Below are 15,006 nucleotides of genomic sequence, written 5' to 3'. Positions count from 1 at the left end.
TTACGATTCTGGTTCGTGCGGCGGATGGTTCGACTGCTTGGTTCTATTGTTCGAGCTTATGAAAGCAGGACGTTTTATTAAAGCCCAATGTGGTAGGCGGAGTAAACTATCTTTCTGTTCCTCCTTCATGTAGGGAGCAAATGGGGCTAAATAAGGAACACCGAATGATCGCAAGCCGCATAAATGCAGGACCAGGGCAATGACGCCGATAAGGATCCCGTACAAGCCCAAGCAAGCGGCTAGAAACATGAATGCGAAACGAACGATTCGGATGGAAATCCCCATGTTAAAGGAGGGGATAATGAAGCTCGCAATCGCGGTAATGGCAACCACGATGACCATGGAAGGTCCTACCAGACCTGCTTCAACGGCTGCTTGTCCAATGACAAGCGCACCCACAATGGAAACGGCTTGTCCAATGGTTCGCGGCATGCGGACACCTGCTTCACGCAAAATTTCGAAAGTGGCTTCCATCATAAGGGCCTCGACAAAGGCGGGGAAAGGAATGCCCTCTCGATGCGCGGCGATGTTAATCAGCAGTGTCGTTGGAATCATTTCTTGATGGAACGTCGTTACTGCGATATAGGTGGCAGGTGCCAGTAAGGCTATGATTAAAGCGGTATAACGCAGCAAACGGAGCAGGGTACTAATGTCAGCCCTTTGGTAATAATCCTCTGCACTTTGAAAAAAATGTGTAAATACCGCAGGTACAAGCAAGACGAAGGGTGTTCCATCCACGATAATCGCGACGCGCCCTTCAAGTAAGGCAGCCGCTACGACATCTGGGCGTTCTGTGTTAAATAAAGTCGGGAAGGGCGTGTAGGTCTCATCCTGGATCAGCTCTTCGATATAGCCGCTTTCCAAAATCCCGTCAATGTCAATCCGCCCTAAGCGAGTGCGCACTTCCTCTAAGATGTTATCGTTCACAAGTCCTTTTATGTACATGATGGCTACATCGGTTTGGGTGATACGTCCGATTGGTGTTGTTTCCATCCATAAATGCGGATCTTTAATTTTCCTTCGAATTAAAGCGGTATTCGTGCGCAACGTTTCGGAAAAGCCCTCCCGAGGACCTCTGACTACCGTTTGGGAGGAGGGTTCGGTTACACCGCGATCTTTCCAATCTCGTGTGCTTGCACAGATAGCTTCTTGATGACCATCCACGACAATGACGGTATCCCCTGAAAGAATCATGTGATAGAGCGTTTCGAAATCGGACGTAGAGCTGATTTCACCATTCTTCAATAAGTATTCTTTGAGCAGCGGCAGCGGAGCGATGTCTGCGACGAATGGCAGTAAGGCTTCTCCCGATTTATAATCAGGGAACAGCGAATCCAGGATGTCTCTGACGTTGGCAAGGCCATTCATATAAATGATTGCTGCTTTGCAAGGCAAAGGGTTAGACGGAACCATGCAGTACCGGATCACGAGATCCGTACTATGTCCTAGGTCGCCCCGAATCGTCAGCAACACGTCTTCGAGTTGAGGGGGCAAGCAGCGAATCGCAGGTGCGGATGGATCCGACGCGGATTCGTTCTGATGTTTTTGTTTCAGCAGTTTTTGCATAAAAGAAAAAATGGAATTCATTGTGTGCCTTCCTCATGATGGTTTTCCTCATTATTTCCGAATGTTGGAGATTTCACTCATGGCAGGAGGATGTAGTAGAATAGAAGCACAGCAATGAGAAGGGGAGTCATCTAGTGACAACAAGAAGTTTTCATGATTATGGATTAAGCGAGGACATTACCCGCGCGCTGACGACACTCGGCTATACGCAGCCGACCGATGTGCAGCATGGGGTTATTCCGATCGCGCTGCAGGAGCGGGATCTCACCGTGAAGTCGCGGACGGGAAGCGGGAAAACAGCAGCGTTCGGCATTCCGATTTGTGAACTCGTGGAGTGGGGCGAGAATAGGCCGCAGGCGCTGATTCTGACACCGACGCGGGAGTTAGCGGATCAAGTAAAACAGGATATGATCAATATTGGGCGGTTCAAACGCATTAAGGCGGTGGCGTTGTACGGGAAGCAGCCATTCGCCAGACAGAAGCTGGAGCTGCACCAAAAATGCCATGTGGTTGTAGGCACGCCAGGGCGTGTGCTGGATCATATTCAGAAGGGGACGCTGGATGTGGAGCGGCTCCGTTATCTGGTCATTGACGAGGCGGACGAAATGCTGCGCATGGGCTTCATCGAGCAGGTGGGCGCCATCATCGATGAGCTGCCGACGGATCGCACGACGATGCTGTTCTCGGCCACATTGCCGACGGATGTCGAGCAGCTGTGCCATCAATATTTGCGCGATCCGATTGATATCGAGATTGAGACGCCAGAGGCGGCGAAGGTCCAGATCGAGCATTCGTTAATGACGGTGCGTGAAGCCGACAAATGGACAGTTCTTCAGGATCTCCTCGTGGTGGAGAATCCAGATAATTGTATCATTTTCTGCCGAACGCAGGAGCATGTCGATCATCTCTTCCGTCAATTGGACGGGCTGGACTTCCCATGCGATAAAATCCATGGCGGCATGGTGCAGGACGATCGCTTCCTGGTCATGAATGCGTTCAAGAGGGGTGAGTTCCGTTTCCTCGTGGCTACCGACGTCGCGGCGCGCGGGATTGATGTGGAGGACATCACGCATGTCATCAACTATGATCTTCCTATGGAGAAGGAGAGCTACGTTCACCGCATCGGACGAACAGGCCGCGCAGGCAAAACGGGCAAAGCGATCTCCTTCGTCACGCCGCACGAGGATAAATTCATCGCGGAGATTGAAGCTTATCTGGGCTTCGAAATCCCTCGCAGGGATACACCTGCCCCCGATGAGGTTGCCGAGAAGCAGGCGGATTTCGATCGAAAGATGATGGCGACGCCAGTCATCAAGCGCGATCGCAGTGACCAATTGAACAAGGGCATTATGAAGCTCTATTTTAACGGTGGCAAAAAGAAAAAGATTCGAGCCGTTGACTTCGTTGGCACCTTGGCTAAATTAGAAGGCGTGACGGCCGAGGATATCGGCATCATCACGATTCAAGATACGGTGTCGTACGTCGACATTTTGAATGGAAAAGGTCCGATGGTGCTCAAAATGATGAAGAACACAACGATCAAAGGCAAGTTGCTGAAGGTGCATGAGGCGAAAAAGTAGCTGATGATAGGAACCAGGATGCCGCAATGGCGTTCTGGTTTTTTGCGCTGATCCGCTCCGTGTGCTGCTTTTTACCTCGTCAGGTCAAAATTTTACTCGAATGCGTAAATTCTGTGCCTTATTCCCGCCGTCCATCCAGGATAGACTAAAGAAAACACGACATGGGGTGAATTTCATGGCTAACCATATACAATCACAAGCTAGCAGTATCCCTACTACGAAAGTGAGACCGAAACGGTCCAACCAGCAATTTCGCGAGAATTTGGCTGGATATGCTTTCGCTAGTCCCATGTTGCTCGGCTTAGGCGTCTTCACGCTATTTCCAATTATCGCTTCCTTCTTCTTAAGTTTTACGAACTGGAACTTTGTGGCCGGGTTCTCGAAAGTGAAATTCCTTGGATTGGACAACTTCACGAAGTTAGTTCACGACAGCGTCTTCTTACTTTCATTGAAAAATAACATGATTCTGATGATCGTTGTACCGTTAACGCTCATTATTTCGTTAGTCTTAGCGGTTCTGATTGATAAGCAGGTGTATTTCAAAGGCTTTTTCAAAATCGTCTACTTCATTCCGTACATTTCAAGCGTCGTTGCGGTAGCGATCGTATTCCAAGTGTTGTTCCACCCAACTTATGGACCGATCAATCAAACATTGATGGACTGGGGCTTTGCGAATCCGCCGAAATGGCTGGCAGACCCTGATTATGCCCTATATTGTGTCATGGGGCTGATGGTATGGATCAATATTGGTTACAACATGATTATTTTCATGGCTGGTTTGCAATCGATTCCGAAGGATCTGTATGAAGCTGCGGATATTGACGGTGCCTCCAAAATGAAACAATTTATCAGCATTACCATTCCTTTATTATCACCAACGACGTTCTTCTTGCTCGTCTCAGGGATTATCGGAACGTTCAAAGCTTTCGATGTCATCTCTGTGCTGACAAATGGCGGACCTGCGAACTCCACGAACGTTGTCGTGTTCCGCTTATATGAAACAGCCTTTATCAACCTCCAATCCGGCTATGCCTCTGCGATGGCGATTGTTTTGCTGATTCTCGTGCTGCTGATCACCTTAATCCAATGGTTCGGCCAACGGAAATGGGTCAATTATTAAGAGGAATGGAGGGATAAACCCATGAACAAGAACAAAAGTTTGAAAAAAATACTGCTAACCATAGTGATGGCCCTGTTCGGCATCCTGTTCATGTCGCCATTCATTTGGATGATCTCCGCTTCCATGAAGCCTGAGGCCGACGTCTTTCTTTTCCCAATACAGTGGGTACCGAAGCATTGGCATATGGTTGAAAATTATAAAACCGTATGGACGACGAAGTTTCCGCTCTATTACTGGAATTCGATTAAAGTATCGGTGATTACAACCGCCTTGTCGGTATTGTTCTCATCGATGGCGGCGTACGCTTTCTCCAAAATCAAGTTCCGAGGCAGCGCCGTGATCTTCATAATCGTGCTTATTATTTACATGATTCCAAGCCAGGCGATTCTCGTGCCTCAATTCCTACTTCTTCGCTGGATGGGCTTGTACGATACCCACGTTGGACTTATTCTTCTCGGGTCCTTCAGTGTACTCGGTACCTTCATGCTGCGCCAGTTCTATCTCGGTATTCATGATGAATATATGGAATCTGCTCGCATCGACGGAGCGGGTCACGCTCGTATCTTCTGGACGATCTGTACACCGCTTGTGCGTCCAGCGATTGCCACATATGCCATCCTGCGCTTTATCTGGACCTGGAATGATTACCAGAATCCATTGATTTTCCTAAGAACGAAGACGCTGTACACACTTCCGCTGGGGATTCACTCCTTTGCCGATTTAAACGGCGAATTCTACTCGCTGATCATGGCTGCATCCGTTTCGGCGATCTTGCCGCTTCTTATCATTTTCATCATCGGACAGAAGCAAGTCATCGAAGGTATTTCTATGGGTGGGGTTAAAGGGTGAGCAAAGTGCCTTGTGCAAAAAGTCAAAATAAGAGTGCATGAGGTTAAAATAGTGCCTCGTGTGCCCCAAGTAAGTTTGTTACGATTCGTCATGTAAAGGTTTTCAGTCAACCGTCATTCACACACAATTTATCTTGGAGGGGTTCCTATGAAAAAGAGTTTACTCGTATTAAGCGGTGTTCTTGCCATTAGTACAGCACTTGCAGGTTGTGGCAAAAGCGATGATAACGCAGCGGCTACAGCAAAAGCGGGCAGCACAGCGGCTGCAACAACAGCAGCAAAAGCGCCTGTTACAATTAAAGTACAAGCATGGTACACAGAGGCTCAAGGTAACTGGAACGCGACGGTAGAAGCTTACAACAAAACTCACCCGAACGTAAAAGTTGTGTATGAGAGCATGTCCGAGAAAGGCGATTCCCAAGAAGGGATGAAAAAGCTTGATCTATTGGCCGCTTCGGGCGAGCAAATGGACGTTGTGATGTACGCCAGCGCATCCGATTTCGCACAACGTGTAGGTGCGGGTATTCTGGAACCGCTTGATGCTTACTTGAAAAAAGATAACATTGTTGTCAAAGATGAATATAAGATTGATCCAATTGTAAATGGCAAATACTATGCGCTTCCTGGTAAAATGATTGAATGGTTCGTTCTGTTGAACAAAGATAAATTAGACGCTGCCAAGCTTCCAGTTCCAACAGAGTGGACTTGGAATGATTACGCGGAATATGCGAAGAAGTTGACTTCTGGTGAAGGCGCTGCGAAACAATACGGTTCCTACTTTCACACTTGGAAAGACTACGCCATCCTTGGTTTGAACAATGACATGGAGAATCCATACCTGGTGAAATCCGATGGTACGGAGAACATCGATAACCCGAAAGTTCGTTTCTCCTTGAACCTTCGTAATCAAATGGAAAACATCGACAAAACATCGGTGCCTTACTTCGAAGTTGTTTCCCAAAAAATGGCGTATCGTGATGTATTCTACGGCGGAAAAACAGCGATGCTAGCAACAGGTAACTGGATGGTTGGCGAGCTTGCACAAAATGCGAAGTTTAACACCGTATTCGCTCCGTATCCGAAATATGATGCGAAAGATCCGAACGGTTTGACCGAAGTAGGCGCAGACTTCATGGGTGTTGCTGCGAACTCCAAAAACAAACAAGCGGCTTATGATTTCGTGAAATGGTATACAACAGAAGGTATCCAAACGCAAGGTCTGTTCTTCTCCGGTTGGAAGAAAGCCGATATTAATGCAAATGTAGAGGCTATTCTAAAAAGCGGCAAACCAGAAACAGTAGCGAAAATCGACAAAGCGTCCTTGCTGTCCACATTGAAAGTGAACAAAGCAACGAAATTGGTTGTTCCACCAACGTACGCGCTGCAACAAGAGAAAGAATACACAACGCAAGTTGAGTTGTTCTTGACGGGCAAACAAGATTTAGAGAAAACCATTTCCACAGCAAAAGCGAAAATCGAAGACATTCGTAAAAGCAACGCCAAGTAAGCAGTAATTCAGTAACGTTTGTCCCCATAAATATTGCTATAATAAGTGAGGAAGTAAGAGGAGGCCATAGGGCCCCTCTTTTTCCCATTTTCACGTGAAAGGCGGGACACGCCCGTGCTGAATTGGTTTCGCACCTTATCCTTACGTAATAAATTTGTACTAACGATACTGATTTGCCTGGTTCTACCTTCGATCGTTTCGATGAATGTATCCAATTTCTTTACAAGAGATGCAGTTCGCACACAAGTGACAGACAGTTCACGGGAGTCTATGCGGATCGTTAATCAGATAGTTTCTGGACAAATGAAGAATATGCTGTATATCATGAACTTCATGCAGTTCGATGAGGATATTCAGGATCCTATCCTGAGTTTAAGTCATGTGGATGACAGTACCTCTATTGGGGACATTTTTGTAAGTAAGAATACTATTATTAAAAGACTGGGAACGGTCATGAATACACTAGGAAATATGTATGTCACGTTACTGCTCCCGAATGGCCAGTATGTGGCTACATACACGACCATGAATTTCGATCCCAGAACCTTTATGAAGAATAGTTGGTTTCCAGAAGTCGAAGGGATATCTGGTTATAATGTGAAATGGATTGGAGCCGAACCTAACTACACTAACGGGTCGAATCAGCCGTACGTCCTGTCTGCGGCGAAGAAGCTGAGTTTGAATGGATTGACCAAGGGCTATGTGATTGTTGGTTTAGAGATGACGGCTCTTCAGCAACTATTTAATCAATATGAGAACAATGAATCCATGATGATCATCGATGGGCGGGGACGAATTCTGGTAGATCGAGATAACTCGATGATAGGCAAATTATTTCCATACTATGACCAACTGCCAGCGGAGAACGGTTCGTCCTTTGTGAAGGTAGATGGGGAAGATTATATTTTACTAAGCAGTCAAGTGACGCCCGAATGGAAGCTTGTGAATATGACACCATATAAAGCGGCAGCGCAGCAGATTGAGTCATTTCGAAAGACGGATTTCGGCATTCAAATGGTGTTTCTGATTTTATTCGCAGTCGTGCTCCTTTATGTAGTGGGAACGCTGACGAAGCCAATCGCAAAGCTTGTCCAAACGGTAGTCCGGATCGAATCCGGTCAATTGAGTGAACGCTCGAATATTAGTGGCGCAGACGAAGTTGGACGGCTTGGTTATGTATTTGACCGCATGATCGATCGCATCGAGTTGACACTCATTGAGAATAAGCGCGAGCAGGAGCTCAAGCGCAAGGCAGAGCTTGCGATGCTGCAAGCGCAGATCAATCCTCATTTTTTATTTAACGTACTGAATTCGATTCGGTTAAAAATCATGATGAAAGGCGACGAAGAGAATGCCGAGCTCATCTCCTCCTTATCGGCCCTCCTGCGGATGACGATTAATCGGAACAATGCGTATATTTCGCTGCACGAGGAAATTGGGATTAACGAGCATTATGTGCGTCTGCTCAATTCCAGGCACGGTGATCGGGTTGTTTTGCGTGTGTCCGCAGCTTCCGATACCTTGCTTGTCCAGATTCCACGGTTTCTGCTGCAGCCTTTGATTGAAAATGCGTATATTCATGGCCTTAAAAGTCAATCAGGTGAAATAACAATCGCTTCCAGAATCGAAGAGGACGGCAGGCTTCAAGTGCTTATCAAAGACTCTGGCGTTGGGATGACAGAAGAGCGACTAATGGAGCTTCTTGAGCATCTGGAGAACGCTACTGTGGCGCAGGTAACTGAGAAAAGCAGCAGCCCGACCTTGTCGGGGATCGGTATTAATAATGTGTTTGAACGGCTGCGTCTGATCTATGGCCATCGGTTCGATTATGAGATCACGAGCAGTCCAGGCAATGGAACTGCAATTGCATTACGCTTTCCACAGCAACCCGAGAAGGAGGTATGACCATGTATACCGTTATGATTGTAGATGATGACATTCCTGTGCTTGAATTTCTGAAAACGACAATGAAATGGGAAGAGCTGGGGTATCATTTGATGGGGGTTTATGCGAATCCCATGGATGCGCTGAAAGCGGGCAAGCAAACGAAAATCGATGTGCTGATCAGCGATATTGGCATGCCCGAAATCAATGGACTTGAGTTGATTCGCTCACTTCGCGAGGACGATCCGAATATGAAGACCGTCATTCTTTCATGTCACGATGAATTTCATTATGCGCAGGCGGCTGTGAAGCTTTCAGTCAGTGAATACATTCTGAAAGAGACGATGAATGTCAGTAACATTACTGAGGTACTGGTCAGACTTAAGGAACAGCTGGATGCAGAGGGAAATCAGCAGTCGAAAAGCCGCAAGCTGGAGAAAGAGGTGTCCCAGCATCGCGGCGCCTCTAAGCGCCAGTTCATCCGCGGCACAGTGAACGAGCCGTTATTCGACGCTGCCGAGTGGAGTGCGAAAGCGGAGGACTTCGGTATACACTTGAAGAAGCATGCGGTGCTGCCTGTTTTCGGTTATGCCAATCGGGTGAAGGAAGCGAACAGTAGGTTCCAATCGACCGATCTCTTCGAATATACGATTCAGAATATCGTGGAAGAGCTGCTCGTGGATCAGAAAGAGGTCACCCTCTTCACTTATGATACAGGTGAAATTGTGCTGCTCTTTCCGCACTTCTCCGAGCTGCATGTGAACAACAGCCAGAAGATGGAGATGACACTTCGGCAGCTGCAGGCCTGCTTGCAGAAGTTCGCCAAGATCTCCTTCTCGTTCATTACGGGCACACCTGTACGGGACGTTCGTGCACTGAAAGATCAGTTGATGCGCATCGTGGAAGCACGAGCGCTGCGGTTTTACTTGCCGGAGTCATCCATCAGCAAACTCGAGCGTATTCGCGAAGAGTTCGGAGACGGCGGGGAGCTGCTCGCGCAATACGCGGTGGCGCTGGATGAGTTCCGCAGTCTGGTATTTGATGAGCGCGCGGATATGATCGACGGCTTCGTGTCGAAATGGGTGGACTTCATCCAGTACAACCGTTTTCGTCCCCTTGAAGTCAAGGATTGGCTGCTCAAGATGATTCTCGATGTGCGGATGCGATTAAAATCGCTGCAGCATTATCAATCGACCTTCTCTTCCGAGCTGCTACACCATGATGTGCACGAGCTGTCCTCGATCCGTGAGCTGGAGCTGTGGCTCAAGGATTATTTGCAGCAGGCCATCCAGTGGGCGGGACAGGTGTATCGCGAGTCGCATAATCGTGAGATTCTGGAGTGCCAACGGTTCGTGTACAACCATCTCGATACGAAAATTTCACTCGAAGATGCCGCTGCGCATCTACACCTGCACCCGAGCTACTTGAGCCGCCTGTTCAAGCGGGAAACTGGCGAGAATTTCATCGAGTACGTGACGCGGTTGAAGATGGAGAAGGCGAAGGAGCTGCTGGAAATCACCGACAAAAGCGTGGAACAAATCGCCGATATGCTCGGCTACGAGAACAAGAATTACTTCGGCAAGCTGTTCAAGACGCATACGGGCTTCGTGCCCAATGCGTATCGCGGGCAGTCGAAGCCAGGGGCGAGTTCGTAAGCGGAGTCAAGTCTCTGGCAGCCTTAGCCTTGCACCCAACCTGCCTGAGAATAATTTATAATGATGCAATAATACATCAATTTCATTCTTTCGCCACCGATCCTCGCGGATTCATGCGATAGTGCAGCATTTTCCTGCGAATTCTTAGGAAATCGCTGAAATCAGCACAGATTGATGTATTTTCGCATCAATCGGAGTCAATTTGCCGAGAATAAGCGAGAAATCCTGCACTTTTACATGAATGGGTTTGTCTCGTTCTAATTCGCGCGGCTATACAACACTTACAAAATTACAGCAACTAATATATAATATGTTTATAGCTTGTTATTCAATCTACTACAATGAACGGTTTACCCTAGTTGGTGAAGCGGAATAAAGGAAAGAGGTGGGATTTTTGCAAGTTGAAATTTGGTCAGACTTTGCTTGTCCGTTCTGTTATATTGGCAAACGCCGCTTCGAGAAAGCTTTGGAGGAATTCGCGCATAAAGATGCCGTTGAAGTGATCTATCGCAGCTTTGAGCTCGACCCGAATAGCCCGAAGCACGTACCGCATGATGTTTATGATATGCTATCCTCCAAGTACGGCATGAGCCGTACGGAAGCGATCAGCATGAATCAACAATTGAGCAGACAGGCTGCCGCGGACGGATTGGATTTCCAATTCGATCAGTTAGTGTTGACGAATACGTTTGATGCACACCGTCTCCAACACTTGGCTGCCAGGGCGGGCAAAGGTGCCCAAATGGCGGAGTTATTGTTCCGTGGCTACTTCACCAAAGGGCAAAACCTGAGTGACCCTATCCTGCTCGCAGACCTTGCGGCAGAAGCGGGGCTTGATCGCGAAGACGCACTAGCTGCGCTCTCAGGTGCGCAATTTGGCGACAAGGTGCGAGAGGACGAAGGATATGCTAGACAGCTTGGGATCCGCGGCGTTCCGTACTATGTGATCAATCGCAAGCATGCGATGTCTGGCGCACAACCAGTTAGCAGCTATCTGAATGCCTTGCAAATGGCATGGCAGGACCAGCAGGCAGTGACGGCTGAGGCTTCGTCCGAGGCTGGGGATGCGGCTTGTGCGGATGGGGTTTGTGTTGTTCCAGAGAAGTAAAGAAGTGGGGGCTACCTCGCTTTCTTGAAGAGCATAGAGAGCATATTCGGCCCAAGGTGATAAAAGAGGAATAAAAATTTCATGGTTGCGGAGACCCGCACAACGGATTTAAGATCCTTCTAAAATGACCGTCAGGATATTCCGAGGCTCCTGAAGAACTAGCCTTTTTAGTTTAATGCGGTGGGGTATTTACAAAAGAAGACATCTTCCAAGTGGTCGATGTCTTCTTTTTGCTGTATTTGGCCTTGTGGGACTTCCAATTTTGCCGATGATCAGCAGCCTTGTTGTGCCATAAAGGTATTAGAGGGATGAAACAAAGTCCACACGCAAAAGTAATATTACTTTTCAGGGTTGTACCTTACTCTGACATCCTCTGTTCTTCGGAACTCTCATAAGCATGAAGGATCGCAGTAAGCAGACCTGGGAACCGTTCTTCTAAATCATCCTTCCGTAATGACAAGAAGCGCTGGGTGCCTTGAACACGGACGCGAACAACGCCTGCTTCACGCATTGTACGCACATGATGGGACAGGGTGGACTTCACGATGTCAACCTCAATGCCGCCACAGGTGCATTCCCCTAGCTTCCGGATTTCGGAGACGATGGATAACCGTACAGGATCGCTTAACGCATAGAGGACGGACGAGAGATGCATATCTGTTTTGTCCGGGTGATATAGTACTTTCAGGCTGCTTCCTCCTAGTTAACAAGCGTAGTGATTGCATTTTAGCATACTCCATGCTATATTTCTATTGTTCGATAATAATCGAACTAAAGAGAGGCATGCTCATTACGACGCATGTCCCCCCAACAAGCGAGAATTCAATGGAGTGGAGGAAAGACCATGACAGATTCTAATACAAATCAACAGACACACGCTGCCGAGGCGCTGTTCAAACCTTTTACACTAGGAAATCTTAGCTTAGCGAATCGAGTCGTGATGGCACCGATGACGCGGGCTTTCTCGCCAGGGGGTGTCCCTGGGCAGGACGTGGTGGATTACTATCGTCGGCGTGCGGAGAACGGCGTTGGGCTGATCGTTACCGAAGGTACACTGATCAACCATCCAGCGGCAACGGACAATCCTAATATCCCTAACTTTCATGGCGAAGAAGCGCTCGCAGGCTGGAAACGGGTAGCCGATGCTGTACACGAAGCGGGAGGACGCATCATGCCCCAGCTCTGGCATGTCGGAATGACCCGCAAGAACGGATCGCTTCCGCATCCAGAAGCGCCATCAATCGGACCATCAGGCCGCAATTTAGCTGGCGAACAAGTGAATGAACCGATGACCCAGGCGGACATTGATCAAGTCGTGCAAGCTTTCGCGCAAGCGGCAGCGGATGCGAAACGGATCGGCTTCGATGGCATCGAGCTCCATGGTGCGCACGGTTACTTGATTGACCAATTCCTATGGGAGAAAACGAATCAACGCACCGATCGATACGGTGGCGATATGTTGGCGCGCACGCGATTTGCCGCCCAGGTGATTGAGGCTTGCCGCAGCGCGGTTGGCCCTGACTTCCCAATCATGATTCGCTTGTCGCAATGGAAATCGTCCGAATACACGGCCAAACTCGCCGCTACACCAGAGCTGCTCGGTCAATTGCTGGCTCCGCTTGTGGAAGCGGGTGTAGACATTTTCCACTGTTCCACGCGTAGATTCTGGGAACCTGAGTTCGAGGGATCTAGCCTCAATTTCGCTGGCTGGGTGAAGCAGCTTACGGGCAAGCCTACGATTACCGTAGGATCCGTCGGTCTCGACGATGAATTCATGAGCTCTTTCCGCGGAAAAAGCGCAGGCACGGCCGACATCAACGAGTTGCTAGTTCGTTTGGAACAAAACGAGTTCGATCTCGTTGCCATCGGACGCGCTTTGTTGGTTGACCCAGCTTGGGCGGAGAAGGTGCGTGGCGGTCGATTCACGGAATTGCTGCCTTTTACCGTTGAAGCGCTCAAACGGTTGTCCTAATACACAGAAAAGAGATGACAATGGCTGTCATCTCTTTTTTTGCCGCGTCTAGGTGACCAGTTGGTCACCATCAGGCGTCTATTGTTTGATGTTAACTGGAAAAATACATCTAAATTGGCCTATTTTCACGTTGTTGAACGAATTAACAGGATATGTCCAGTTAAAATCGGCTGATCCTTCTATTTTCGAGGAATCGGTTAAAAATAGCTACACATTTTCCATCTAAAATCTAAATTTACAGGAAAGCTCCCGAAATAGCTGTATAATTCCATTTAGCTTGGGGAAAGGGGGGCGGGCCCCCTTACTTAACCAAACCATCCTTCTCCATCAACTTCAACATATCTTCCTGCGCCTGAGCGAGCCCATCTTCAACGGAATATTTGCCATACAACATGCCGTTTAAATAGTTGCACAGCGTATTGATGATGGCTGGATTGTTGGGATAAGAAATCTAGACAAAACCTCTAACCAATGGTAGGTTTATTAAAATTACTTAGGAAAGTATGTGACCTCCTATGTCCATCGCTTCACAATCTCAACCAACAACAAGCGGAAGTCGGCTCTGGATGGTGCTGGTGCTTGGTTTGCTGGCGTCTTTCGGCCCGCTTTCGCTCGATATGTATTTACCGGCGTTGCCCGTCATCGCGGATGATCTTCATACGACTACGTCGCTGGCACAAATGAGTCTAACAGCGTGCATGCTCGGCCTTTCACTTGGTCAGCTCGTCGCTGGCTCGATGAGTGATGTGCGTGGGAGACGGATACCGCTCTTGGCAGGTCTGCTCATTTACGGTGTGGCATCCGCGCTCTGTATGGTTGCGCCTTCGATCTGGGCGTTCCTGCTCCTGCGCTTCATTCAAGGGATGGCGGGAGCTGCAGGCATCGTGATTTCCCGGGCGATTGTGCGCGATATGTATGAAGGCGTGGCGTTGACAAAGTTTTTTGCGCTCTTAATGCTGGTGAATGGGGCAGCCCCGATCTTGGCGCCGATCATTGGCGGACAATTGCTGCAACTTACTTCGTGGCGCGGAGTTTTCCTTGTCTTGAGCTTGATCGGTATTGTGATGCTCATCATTGTTGTGTTTGGTTTAAAAGAAACACACCCGCTGGACCGCCGCACAAAGGGCGGATTATCCAACACGCTGCGCGTTTTTCGCGGGTTGCTCACCGACCGTTTGTTCATGGGCTACGCATTGACACAGGGGCTTGTTTTTGCCGGCATGTTTGCGTACATATCGGGTTCCCCGTTCGTGCTGCAGGATATGTACGGCGTGTCTCCTCAGATGTTCAGTGTCATTTTCGCCGTGAATGGCGCAGGCGTCATTGTGGCAGGGCAAATCACAGGTCGTCTGGCGGGCAAAGTGAGTAATCGCCGGCTATTGGCTGGTGGACTCACGATTGCTGTGCTTGGCGGGATGCTATTGCTGATCGCGACGCTTAGCGGGGCGGGGCTTGTGATGATCCTGCCAGCGTTCTTCCTGATCGTGGCCTGTATTGGCCCTGTATCTGTGTCTACTTCCTCGTTAGCGCTGCAAAATCAAGGGAAAACTGCAGGCAGCGCCGCAGCCCTGCTTGGTCTGATGACCTTCGTCATCGGGGGCGTGGTAGCCCCGTTTGTTGGCATTGGCGGCAGCCATACGGCCGTGCCGCTCGGGATTATTATCGCGCTGATGGAAGTGGGCGCCGTCATCTGCTTCTTGGGGATGACCACGAAAAAAGAATAAAAAAATGTAGCGCTTTCACGAGAAATTCAAATTTTTTTCACA

Annotated in this window: 11 protein-coding genes; 9 read left to right on the top strand and 2 right to left on the bottom strand. The window is 48.6% G+C overall.

What is annotated here, in order from left to right; genetic code table 11:
- Entirely contained in the window at positions 1–1,587 is a 1,587-nt protein-coding gene (locus MJB10_RS24095; protein ID WP_314799510.1) for a spore germination protein, read from the bottom strand.
- 113 nt (positions 1,588–1,700) lie between these two features.
- Here MJB10_RS24095 and MJB10_RS24090 point away from each other — a divergent pair, with 113 nt between their 5' ends.
- The 7 genes from MJB10_RS24090 to MJB10_RS24060 all read left to right on the top strand — a co-directional run bounded on the left by MJB10_RS24090 (position 1,701) and on the right by MJB10_RS24060 (position 11,268).
- The gene (locus tag MJB10_RS24090; RefSeq protein WP_314799508.1) at positions 1,701–3,146 is read left to right on the top strand and encodes a DEAD/DEAH box helicase; all 1,446 of its coding nucleotides are present in this window, start codon (positions 1,701–1,703) and stop codon (positions 3,144–3,146) included.
- 175 nt (positions 3,147–3,321) lie between these two features.
- A complete protein-coding gene (locus tag MJB10_RS24085) occupies positions 3,322–4,266 on the top strand; it encodes a carbohydrate ABC transporter permease (protein WP_314799506.1) in 945 nt (314 codons plus the stop codon).
- Positions 4,267–4,287: 21 nt separating this feature from the next.
- Positions 4,288–5,115, top strand: a complete 828-nt coding sequence (locus tag MJB10_RS24080; protein WP_314799503.1) for a carbohydrate ABC transporter permease — start codon at positions 4,288–4,290, stop codon at positions 5,113–5,115.
- Between the two features lie 147 nt (positions 5,116–5,262).
- Complete coding sequence (locus MJB10_RS24075) at positions 5,263–6,621, top strand: ABC transporter substrate-binding protein (RefSeq protein WP_314799500.1); 1,359 nt, start codon at positions 5,263–5,265, stop codon at positions 6,619–6,621.
- 114 nt (positions 6,622–6,735) lie between these two features.
- Positions 6,736–8,526: a cache domain-containing sensor histidine kinase gene (locus tag MJB10_RS24070; protein ID WP_314799498.1), complete on the top strand. Its 1,791-nt coding sequence runs from the start codon at positions 6,736–6,738 to the stop codon at positions 8,524–8,526.
- A 2-nt stretch (positions 8,527–8,528) separates the two neighbouring features.
- Positions 8,529–10,160, top strand: a complete 1,632-nt coding sequence (locus tag MJB10_RS24065) for a helix-turn-helix domain-containing protein (protein WP_314799493.1) — start codon at positions 8,529–8,531, stop codon at positions 10,158–10,160.
- 394 nt (positions 10,161–10,554) lie between these two features.
- Positions 10,555–11,268, top strand: coding sequence for a DsbA family oxidoreductase (locus MJB10_RS24060; protein WP_314799489.1), 714 nt, complete (start codon positions 10,555–10,557; stop codon positions 11,266–11,268).
- Between the two features lie 358 nt (positions 11,269–11,626).
- Here MJB10_RS24060 and MJB10_RS24055 read toward each other — a convergent pair whose 3' ends face one another.
- Entirely contained in the window at positions 11,627–11,956 is a 330-nt protein-coding gene (locus MJB10_RS24055; RefSeq protein WP_314805847.1) for an ArsR/SmtB family transcription factor, read from the bottom strand.
- Positions 11,957–12,112: 156 nt separating this feature from the next.
- Between MJB10_RS24055 and MJB10_RS24050 the strand changes: the two genes are divergently transcribed.
- The gene (locus MJB10_RS24050) at positions 12,113–13,240 is read left to right on the top strand and encodes an NADH:flavin oxidoreductase (protein WP_314799487.1); all 1,128 of its coding nucleotides are present in this window, start codon (positions 12,113–12,115) and stop codon (positions 13,238–13,240) included.
- A 515-nt stretch (positions 13,241–13,755) separates the two neighbouring features.
- Entirely contained in the window at positions 13,756–14,964 is a 1,209-nt protein-coding gene (locus MJB10_RS24045; protein ID WP_314799483.1) for a multidrug effflux MFS transporter, read from the top strand.
- Positions 14,965–15,006 lie beyond the last annotated feature (42 nt).

Source organism: Paenibacillus sp. MBLB1832 (genome assembly GCF_032271945.1).
Taxonomy (GTDB): Bacteria; Bacillota; Bacilli; order Paenibacillales; family NBRC-103111; genus Paenibacillus_E; species Paenibacillus_E roseopurpureus.
The sequence above is the reverse complement of the archived record's forward strand: the minus strand, read 5'-3'. Positions and strand labels throughout refer to the sequence as shown.

What these genes read in the sequence shown, in the direction of transcription:
- MJB10_RS24050 (WP_314799487.1), top strand. Translation starts at nt 12,113, where the DNA reads ATGACAGATTCTAATACAAATCAACAGACACACGCTGCCGAGGCGCTG.
- MJB10_RS24075 (WP_314799500.1), top strand. Translation starts at nt 5,263, where the DNA reads ATGAAAAAGAGTTTACTCGTATTAAGCGGTGTTCTTGCCATTAGTACA.
- MJB10_RS24080 (WP_314799503.1), top strand. Translation starts at nt 4,288, where the DNA reads ATGAACAAGAACAAAAGTTTGAAAAAAATACTGCTAACCATAGTGATG.
- MJB10_RS24045 (WP_314799483.1), top strand. Translation starts at nt 13,756, where the DNA reads ATGTCCATCGCTTCACAATCTCAACCAACAACAAGCGGAAGTCGGCTC.
- MJB10_RS24095 (WP_314799510.1), bottom strand. Translation starts at nt 1,587, where the DNA reads ATGAATTCCATTTTTTCTTTTATGCAAAAACTGCTGAAACAAAAACAT.
- MJB10_RS24065 (WP_314799493.1), top strand. Translation starts at nt 8,529, where the DNA reads ATGTATACCGTTATGATTGTAGATGATGACATTCCTGTGCTTGAATTT.
- MJB10_RS24085 (WP_314799506.1), top strand. Translation starts at nt 3,322, where the DNA reads ATGGCTAACCATATACAATCACAAGCTAGCAGTATCCCTACTACGAAA.